The sequence below is a fragment of the Actinoplanes flavus genome (assembly GCF_017592555.1).
Lineage (GTDB): Bacteria > Actinomycetota > Actinomycetes > Mycobacteriales > Micromonosporaceae > Actinoplanes > Actinoplanes flavus.
In genome coordinates this window covers 100302-109966 of the sequence record NZ_JAGFNS010000033.1, presented here as the reverse complement: position 1 = coordinate 109966, position 9665 = coordinate 100302, and the positions used below count along the sequence as shown (strand labels likewise).

General features: G+C 69.0%; 5 protein-coding genes. 3 read left to right on the top strand and 2 right to left on the bottom strand.

Features of this window, described 5'->3' with window-relative positions; all coding sequences use genetic code 11:
* Positions 1-2608: 2608 nt before the first annotated feature.
* Together J5X75_RS36580 and J5X75_RS36575 are read right to left on the bottom strand one after the other, a co-directional pair.
* Entirely contained in the window at positions 2609-5248 is a 2640-nt protein-coding gene (locus tag J5X75_RS36580) for a molybdopterin-dependent oxidoreductase (RefSeq protein WP_208472174.1), read from the bottom strand.
* Positions 5245-6033, bottom strand: a complete 789-nt coding sequence (locus J5X75_RS36575; RefSeq protein ID WP_208472173.1) for an FAD binding domain-containing protein — start codon at positions 6031-6033, stop codon at positions 5245-5247. Before J5X75_RS36575 ends, J5X75_RS36580 begins: the two co-directional genes overlap by 4 nt.
* Positions 6034-7066: 1033 nt before the next feature.
* Between J5X75_RS36575 and J5X75_RS36570 the strand changes: the two genes are divergently transcribed.
* The 3 genes from J5X75_RS36570 to J5X75_RS36560 all read left to right on the top strand — a co-directional run bounded on the left by J5X75_RS36570 (position 7067) and on the right by J5X75_RS36560 (position 9511).
* The gene (locus tag J5X75_RS36570; protein WP_307798496.1) at positions 7067-7696 is read left to right on the top strand and encodes a DUF6230 family protein; all 630 of its coding nucleotides are present in this window, start codon (positions 7067-7069) and stop codon (positions 7694-7696) included.
* Between the two features lie 74 nt (positions 7697-7770).
* Entirely contained in the window at positions 7771-9174 is a 1404-nt protein-coding gene (locus tag J5X75_RS36565; protein ID WP_208472171.1) for a DUF6114 domain-containing protein, read from the top strand.
* A gap of 67 nt (positions 9175-9241) precedes the next feature.
* Positions 9242-9511 (top strand): DUF2277 domain-containing protein, encoded by a 270-nt coding sequence (locus J5X75_RS36560; protein WP_208472170.1) that lies wholly within the window; start codon positions 9242-9244, stop codon positions 9509-9511.
* Positions 9512-9665: the final 154 nt, after the last annotated feature.

The following is a 9665-nucleotide window of genomic DNA, read 5'->3' as shown; positions in this document are numbered from 1 at the left end:
CGCCGGTCGCCGGTCGCCGGTCGCCGGTCGCCGGTCGCCGGTCGCCGGTCGCCGGTCGCCGGTCGCCGGTCGCCGGTCGCCGGTCGCCGGTCGCCGGTCGCCGGTCGCCGGTCGCCGGTCGCCGGTCGCCGAGAATGTATCGCATCGAGTGTCGACGCTACGTCGATCGATTCTATATCGGCACGATGGCGGCGGGAAAACTGCCCCATCTGGCAATTCTTAATCGCCTACTCGACCACTTCCGAACGGTTATCGGCAGCAGCCTCCCCGATCTCGTTGGCCGATCATCGGCTTGGCCGGACTGGTCGTGTCGGTAGCCGTGGTGGGCACCCGCCGTAAATCGGTGTGCCATCGTTGGCGGCGACCGCCACCGGCTCGCGGTCGTGGTTGACGGGTGAAGCCGGTGCAGCGTTGTGGTCGGCGGGCTCGACCGGCGTGAACGCTCAACGGGATCGTTGGGTTGATCAACGAATCGTCAGTCGAAGGGTCATCCGTGGTGGCAGAGCCCGCACACCAGGCCGGTGCGCGGATCGACAGGGTGAGGTCGACCGAAGAGCCCGCGCCAGCCAAAAGCACCACCCGCGGCGACAAAGCCGACACGCCGAAACGGCCCGCGAACCGGCAAGGCGAATTCAGCCGAAGCGCCCGCGCCGACCGAAGCACTACCCGCGGCGACAAGGCCGACATGCCGGGACCGCCCGCAGCGAACCGACAAGACGACTTCAGCCGAAGCGCCCGCGCCAACCAGAAACCCACATGTGGCGACAGAACCGACTTATCGGAACGGCCCGCCGCGAACCGGCACCACGAGCTCAGCCGAAGCGCCCGCGCCGACCAAAGCACTACCTGCGGCAACAAGGCCGACATGCCGGAACGGTACGCGGATCGGCGAAGGGAGGCCTGCCGTAGTGCCGGACCTCCGGCGTGTTCGTGCAGTTGGGGCAGGTTTACCGCCGGCCGGTCGGCTGGCCGGGATTGCGCTCGCTCCCGACGCGAGGTGCTCTTCGGGTGGCCGGGGCACGGCGCAGCTCGATAGTGGTGGGACTGGCTCATGCCGTCGCTACTCAGCCGACCCTGTGCTGCCGCCTGCTCGGCCGGATAAGCGCCGCATGCTCCGGGAGTGGGCGGAGAATCCACCGAGCGCACTGGTTCGATCGTGTCCGGTCGGCTGTCCGTGCCGCTCTCCGGCACACGGCAGCCTGGCTGGGCCACCTCGTCGGCACGGGTGCGGATACGGCGCAGCCGCTCAGCGTGACGCCTGCGTAGCCCCCACGCGCGGTGACGGTCGTGTTCGCGACGGAATTGTTCAGCAGCCGGCGAGTGATTCCGGCGCGCGCTCCGGTCACGCATCTCGGAAATCTCGCCCTTGGTGAACAATTGAAGCTGCGGCATCCTCCAATTGTCCCGCGCCGCAGCGAGAAAGTGTAAGCCCGCCACTAAAGTCGATCATGCCAAATCGTCCGCAGAGAGTGACCTATCGCCACGCGCCGAAATCCTGGTTGTCAGCCCCTCCCGTCGTCACTCTCGACTCGAAAGAAATCCCCTCCTCAAGCCATTTCATGCTTGATGCCGAAAATAACCTATGCTCTCGCAGAGTCCTGGACGGAACGATTGGACGGATTTCCGCGAGTTGCCAGATTCCCCACCACAAGACCACTCGGCCACCAACGAGGGTGCGATATCGGATGGGGTCCCGCAGCCCCGATTTCGCGGCTGCAGTGAAGGCACGTCCCACAACCACTAGATCCGCCGCCGCGGAACGAGCCTGACCGGCCCAGATCATGGCCGACCGGCTCCGCGATCCACGCCGCATCGCATACCCCGACCTCGCGACGTGCGCGTCCGGTCGAGCGGCTGTCCGCCGTCGTCGATCTTGCCCGGCTGGCCGTGAGAGCCGTTTCGGAGCTTTCGAAACAGCCCTTCCGGCCAGCCGGAACCGATCGGCAGGCACTGAACGCTGCCTCAACGACGCAGCACAACCTCCACCGCCAGCCGGACCCGATCAACAGGCGCTAGACGCTCCTCAAAGGCACCGAACAGTCCTTCCGGCGAGCCGGAACCTATCGGCTGGCGCTTGGCGTTGCCTCAAGGGCGTCGAACTTGACCCCTGACCAGCCGGAACCGATCGGCAGGCACTGATGAGGTGATTCGGGACGCTCGGGCAGGTTTCATGTTTTCGAGGCGTCGAAGGCTCGCTGTCCAGGTCCCTGTCGGCAGGGAGCGTTGAACCCGCGGAAGGGATCGTCCACCTTCAAGTGAGCGACCTCCCATCCCAGCCGTGGGCGGCCCCGCGCCGCCTTCACCCGGATGTATGTGCGCAAGAAGCGAGATCAGGAAGTTGAGGACCCTGTCTTAACCGCGCTCTGAGCGCTGCTCGCCGGCACCGAGACAACCCCGACGACCAGCCGGGACCGATCGGCAGGCGCTGGGCGCTGGCTCGACGCCGCCGAGACAGCGTCCAGGGCCGGCTGGGCCGGATCAGCTGTCGCCCGGGAGGCCTCTCTCGGGGGCGGGATGCTGTGGAGGTGCGCGACCCGGACGTGGGTGCGTCGCTCCGGTGGGCGGATGCATCGGTGGCGCGCGGAGGGCGTACCGGGAGGGGTGCGGTTCAAGGGTTCAAGGCCTGCCAGATGCGGTCGGCGGTGTAGGGGAGGTCGGTCAGGCGGATGCCGATGGCGTCGCGGAGGGCGTTGCCCAAGGCCGGGGAGACCGGGTTGTACGGGGACTCGCTCATCGATTTGGCCCCGAGTGGCCCGATCGTGTCCGTCGTCGTGGCGAAATGGACCTCGGTCGGTGGGATATCGGCCACGGTGGGGAGGTGGTACTGGCGGAATGTCGTCGTGGTGACCTCGCCGGCCGGGGAGATGTCGACGTGTTCGGCGAGGGTGGCGCCCAGCGCCTGGGCCACGCCACCCTCGATCTGGCCGCGGAGCTGGAGCGGGTTCATGACGGTTCCGGCGTCGGCGCTGTGGACGCTGCGGAGGATGCGGAGTTCACCGGTGGCGGGATCGACGGCGACGCGGAAGAACTGGGCGTTGAAGGCGACCGACCGTGGGGTGCCGTCGAAATGGCCACTCGCGGAGACGGTGCCCAGCGACGACGGGTCCAGGGTGCGCAGGGCGTAAGTCTCGGAGGGGGTGTGGCCGGTGAGGGCGAGGAGCTGGGCGCGGAGGGCGCGGCAGGCGCGGAGTACCGCCTGGCCGGCGACCACCACGCCGGTGGAGGCGAAGGCGCCGGTGTCGTGCCGGACCACGTCGGTGTCCGATTGTCTGATGAGGATGCGGTCGGGGGTGGTGTGCAGTTCGTCGGCGGCGATCTGGGCGTGGACCGTGGTGCTGCCGTTGCCGAACTCGGCGGTGCCGACCGACAGTTCGTAGCGGCCGTCGGGGAGCAGGGTGACGGTCGCGTCGGCGAAATGGCCGCCGGGCGGGCCGGCGGCGATCATCGCGATGGCCATGCCCTGGCCGACCAGCCAGCCGGGTGGGGCCTCGTCGAAAGTGGCGGCGGCCGCCCGCATTCTCGCCAGGCACTGGTCCAGTCCGTAACTGGCGATGCCGAGGTCGGGGACGTGTGCGCCGGGGGCGGTGAGGTCGTCGCCGGGGCGGACCACGTTGAGTTCGCGGAACGTCACCGGATCCATGTCGATCATGCGGGCGAGTTCGTCGAGGACCTGTTCGACGGCGAAGGTGACCTGGCCGAGGCCGTAGCCGCGGAACGCTCCGGCGGGGACCGTGTTCGTGTAGACGGTGTAGGCATCCGTACGGATGTTTCCGCACTTGTAGACCGCTACCGTCTCGTGGCAACCATGGTGCATCACCGACGGGCCGTGGTTGCCGTAGGCGCCGGTGTCCACCAGTGCGTTCAGCTGGAGGGCCGTGATCGTGCCGTCCCGTGTCGCCCCCGCCTTGACCGTGATCGTGAACGGATGCCGGGTGGTCGCCGCCGTGAACTGTTCGGACCGGGTGAACTCCCACTTGACGGGGCGGCCGGTGCGCAACACGGCCAGCGCGACGAGATCCTCCACGAGCATCTCCTGCTTGCCACCGAAGCCACCGCCCACCCGGCCCGCGACCACCCGTACCTTGTCCGGATTGATGCTGAAAAGGCGGGAGAGGGCGCGCCGGGTGAGGAACGGCGTCTGCGTGCTGGAGCGAATCACCAACCGGTCGTCGTCATCCAGCCAGCCGACGGCGCCGTGCGTCTCCAGACTCGCGTGCTGCACGCGCGGCGTCCGGAATGTCGCCTCGTAGACGGCGTCGGCCGCGGCGAACCCGAGCCCCACGTCGCCGAGAGTCGCGTGCAACTCCCCCACCACGTTGGCGTCGGCCCGCACGATCCCCTGCGCGATGCCCTTGTCCCCGTGCACCAGCGGCGCCCCGGGCAGCATGGCCTGCGCGGGATCGAACACGGCGGGCAGCACCTCGTACTCCACGTGCAGCCGCCGCACCCCCTCCTCCGCCGCCGCCTCGGAACTCGCGACCACCGCCGCCACCCGCTGCCCCACGAACCGGACCACCTCGTCGAGAACCCGGGTGTCGTACGGATCCTCCGCCTCGTTCTCGTGCTGCCCCGTGGAGAACAGTCGCTCCGGGGCGTCCTTGTGGGTGAGCACCGCCTCCACGCCCGGCACGGCCAGCGCCGCGGTGGCGTCGATCGACAGGATCCGGGCGTGCGCGTGCGGCGACCGCAGCGCCTTGAGGTGCAGCATCCCGGGCACGTCCAGGTCGAACGTGTACCGGGCGGTTCCGGTGACCACCTGCGGTCCGGCCGGGGCGCCGAGGTTCGACCCGACCGCCGAGCCGACCCGCGGCGTGACGGCGGCGGGGCGCCCTTCGATGGCGTCGGTGATGGCGCGATAGCCCGTACATCGGCAGAGATTGCCTTTGAGGCTGCGTGGCAGATCCTCGCGCTGTTCGGCGGAAAGCGCCACCGCCGTCATGATCATGCCGGCTGTGCAGAAGCCGCACTGGAAACCCTGCGCGTCCAGGAAGCACTGCTGCGCCGGATGCGGGCCGTCCGGCCCGGCCAGGCCCTCGATCGTGGTGACGCTGCGGCCCTGCGCGCGGAAGGCCGGGTAGACGCACGAGTGCACCGGTTTCCCGTCAACGTGGACCGTGCACGCTCCGCAGTCGCCGGCGTCGCAGCCCTTCTTGACGCCGAAGCAGCCCTCCTCCCGCAGATAGGTGCGCAGGCACTGTCCGGGCCGGGGTTTTCGGTCGTGCGGCGTTCCGTTGATCTCGATGCTCATGCCACCAGCTCCGTCCGGATCTGCGCAGCGTAGTGCCGGGTCAGGTGGCGGCGCCAGACCGGACGGCCGTGCACGTCGTCGACGTACTGGTCGGCCGGGACGGTGTCGAGCGCGGCCTCCACCTCGTCCGCGGAGGGCGGATCCGGGAAGCGGAAGACGTAGGGGCGCCGGGTCGCGGCGGTCACGGTGAGTGACATCCCTCCGGCGGGGTCGGCGCGTCCGATCAGGAGCACGGCCGACCGGCCATGACGATGCAGAGACCCTCGACGGTACGCCGTACGCGTACCCAATGCCGTCGCGGAAAGGTGGATCGCCCGCAGGAACTCGCCGTCCCGCAGCACGGTCGCGCCCTCCCCGGTGACGAACGCGGCGGCCGGAATCCGGCGCTCACCACCATTCGGGCCGATCAGCACGCAGGTGCCGTCGAGCGCCGCGGTCAGCGAGATCATCGGCCCGGCCGGGAGTGCGGCGCAGAGGTTGCCGCCGACCGTGGCCACGTTCCAGATCTTGAACGAGGCGAGGAACGCATGGCAGCACTGCCGGACGATGCCGTACCCCCGCAGACCCTCGGCCAGTTCGGCGATGGTGCAGGTGGCGGCGATCTCGACACCGTCGTCGCGGACCGTCAGCGGCGCCCATCCGGCGGCCGTGAGATCAAGTAGGCGGCTGACGTGCGGCCGGGGTTCGCCGAACAGCGCGGTCCCCCCGCCGAGCCAGGCGTCGCCGGGCCGCCAGTCGCCGGGCGACGCGGGGCTGATCACTTCGGTGACGGTGTGCAGATCCACAGACGCACGCTACGCCCGCGGTGTTTCCGATCACGGCCGTCGACGAAGGGCCGTTGTTACGTTCCGGTCACCCGGCCACCCGTCCCGAGGCCTTCGCCCCTGCTCACGGCACGAACGGGTCGATCTACCCGATGCGGATCCCGTCGCTGCCGTCCGCATGGCGAGGTCGAGGGGATCAACGACTTTCGGCCAGGGTACGAGGAGAAGCACGGCGCCGCGGACTACGTACCCTACGTGCCGGTCACTGTCGTTCCGCCTGGTGACCGGCGCCGGCCATGCTGATCACGGCGGCCGCTCGCGGTCCAGCGGTGAGGCCGCGACCGGCTCGACCGTTCTCACGGTCCTCTACGGAATCCTCACCGCCAATCGAGATAGGACTTTCCGGAAATATGCTGCTCGCAGCGCGCTGGACTTCCCACCGGCCAGCGACGAGACCGACAAGGCCCCTCGCTTCCGCCCACTGAGGGATCATGGAACTCACCACCGCCGGATTCATTCTGATCAGCGCCCTCTGGGCCGACCCCAACCGCATCGACCTCGACGTACCCGGCTGACCGCCGGTGCTGTCCCGATCCAGCCGAAACACCAGCTGGATCCTTTCCGGCTGGCGGTCAGGGCTGTTGCGGGCCAGGCGAGACAGCCCAGACAGCCAACTGGAACGACCGGCTGGCCGTGAGAGCTGTCTCGAGCCGACTGAGCCACCCGCTGGAGAGTGGCTCAGGCGAGGGCATCTCCATGAGCAGAGGTAACAGCGGCACCCCACTTCGTTATGCAGCCGTGACAAATCTGGCCTTGCGTACCCGGGGTAACGGGTAACTACCCCAACCCCGAGCCTAATGTCCGAAATTTCGGATAGCTCAGTGGCGCGAGTCACCGACAGTCATGTTGATCAAGTGACCTGGGTTACTGACGAGTAAAGACGGCCCCTTGTAGTCCCCGCCCTCGAGCGGCAACATTTCCGGCACATTACGACCGCGACCATCGACGTGCCTCGCTGCGAGGTCGCCGGTCCAGCATGGAAGAGGAGGTCCGCGTGGAGGAGGCGCAAAGCGCTCCGGCGTACGGGCGCACCAACTGGCGCCGGTTCGCCGTCGCGGTGGGCGTGCCGACCGTTGTCGCCGGTGGCCTGGTGCTGGCCCTCGCCGAGGGAGCCCTGGCAGCGAACTTCACCGTGTCCGGCAAGCAGTTCAAGCTCACCGCCGACACGCTGGTCGGCACCGGCTTCACCCAGTACAGCGGCGAGCTGGACACCCAGGACCCGGACTACCCGGGCGGCAAGATCCCGGCGGCCATGTCCGGCATCAAGTCGGCCACGCTGGTCGGTCTCTGCCAGTCCGTCGCGGTCGGGCCGGTGACCCTGCGTATCGAGGCCGGTAACGATGCGAACAACCCGGTGAAGGCGGAGAACCTGCTGATCGGCATGTCCGAGCTCGGCGGGAACGCCACCTTCGAGGACATCCAGATCGGCCTGGACGCCTCCACCATGACCCGCGACGGCGCGGAGAGCCACGGCGCTCCGGGGTCCTTCGGGCAGCAGTCCCGGACCGTCACGATCGAGAACCTGCGGCAGAAGGCGTACTACACCTCCGCCTCCACGTTCGTCCTCAACGGCATGAGCCTCAAGCTGCACATCGGCGGCTCGCACGAGTGCTACCAGGACTGAACCGGTTAGACCGGGCTCGCGGAGCACTTCTCCGCGAGCCCGTCCGCTGCTGAGAACCCGAGGGAAGGACCGCCGTGCCGACGGAGAGTTTCTGGGACCGGTTCCGGCGGTGGCGGCGTGCCCGGCCGTTCTGGGGCGGGCTCGTCATGCTGCTGTCCGGGCTGGAGATGTTCGTCAGCGCCAATCTGGAACTGGACAACATCAAGATTCACATCGGGCCGCAGGGGTTCTACTCGTACCTGCTGCCGGTGATCATGCTGACCTGCGGGGCGCTGGCCTGGTTCACCCCGGCACAGCGGCTGTTCTACGGCATCGTCGGGATCATCACGGCGCTGTACTCGTTCATCGGGCTGAACCTGGGCGGCTGGATCCTCGGCATGATGCTCGGGATCGTGGGCGGTGCCCTGGTGGTGGCATGGGGAGCGCCGCGCGCCGGGACCGGCGAGCGGCCGGCTCGGGAGACCCCGCAGGCGCCGGTGGACCCGACCATCGTTCCCGGCATCGACCCGGGGCCCGATCACCATTCGCTGCACCGCAAGACGCTGCTCATCATGGCGCCGCTGCTGGTGGCCGCCACCGTGGCGGTCGCCGGGAACCGGCCGGCCGAGGCCGCCGAGTGCCAGGAGGGGCTGCCGTCCCGTAAAGCGAGCGCCTCTCCCAGCGTGTCCCCGAGCAGGAGCGCCACGAGCAGGAGCGCCACGAGGCCGACCGCCGCACCGACGGTCCCGCCGTCGACGAGTGCCGGCCCGACGCCGACGCCCACGCCCACCCCTACGCCCACCCCGACCGAGACCGGCGATCACCCGATTCTGGACGGCATCAACGACTTCTGGGAGGGCGTCGGCGACCTGATCGGCATCGGCGGCAACGACGACGAGCAGGAGCCGGCGCCGGAGGCGGAGCCCACCTCGTCGGCCGCGCCCGCGACCTCCACCACCGCACCGGCCCCGGAGAAGACGACCAGGACGACGACGCCGCCGCCCACAAAGGAGGCCACCGCCAAGCCGGAGGAGATCCCGTGCCTCGGCGCCCGGCAGGTCGGCCTGCGCGCCGAGGACGGCGGCATCCCGCTGGCCGCCACGAAACCCGGCGTGGTCAGGGCCGCCTCGGTGACCATGTACAACTCGTCGTACGAGGGGGTCGCCGAGGTGCCCACCGGCGACGGCCCGATCCGGTCGCTGAAGTTCACCATGGACAAGGTGGTGAACAAGCCGTTCAGCCTCACCATCGACGAGCCGGGCGACGCCACCACGATCATCGAGAGCGGCGAGCTGATCCTCGACGGTGACGTGGAGTTCTACAGCCCCACCTTCAAGGGCAAGCTGTTCGGGCTGATCCCGGTCACGTTCACCCCGGAGCAGCCGCCACCGCTGACCCTGCCGGTGCTGTGGTTCACCGACGTGACGCTGGATCTGGCGTACGTGAAGTCGAACGCCCTCACCGCGGAGCCGCTGGACATCAACGAGCGGATCGGCTGACCGTTCGCCGCGGCCCGAGAGAGCATAGATTCGGTGCACCACTGTCCCACGACTTGGAGATCGCATCGTGTGCCGGAGCATCCATCAGCTGCACAATTTCGAGCCGCCCGCGACGCCGGACGAGGTCCAGGCGGCCGCCCTCCAGTACGTACGGAAGATCGCCGGGACGACCCGGCCCTCGCAGGCCAACCAGGCGGCGTTCGACCAGGCCGTGGCGGCGGTCGCGGCGGCCACCGCGGAACTGCTGGCGAACCTGGTGACGAACGCGCCGCCGCGTAACCGGGAGGAGGAGGCGGCGAAGGCGCGGGCCCGGGCCGAGAAGCGGTACGCCTCCTGACCGTACGTACGGGTCAAGCATGCCTGTTCGGCTCGTTCGTGTTGATTTCCGGCGAAGGCGACGATAGCCGTGCTTAACCTCATCAGTGGACACAATGTCCCCCGCCGCGCGGTTCGCGATCCGGCCGGCCACGGCGCGGGGAACCGCGCGTGTC

Coding starts and splice junctions, on each gene's coding strand:
- J5X75_RS36580 (WP_208472174.1), bottom strand. CDS start 5,248: ATGAGCATCGAGATCAACGGAACGCCGCACGACCGAAAACCCCGGCCC.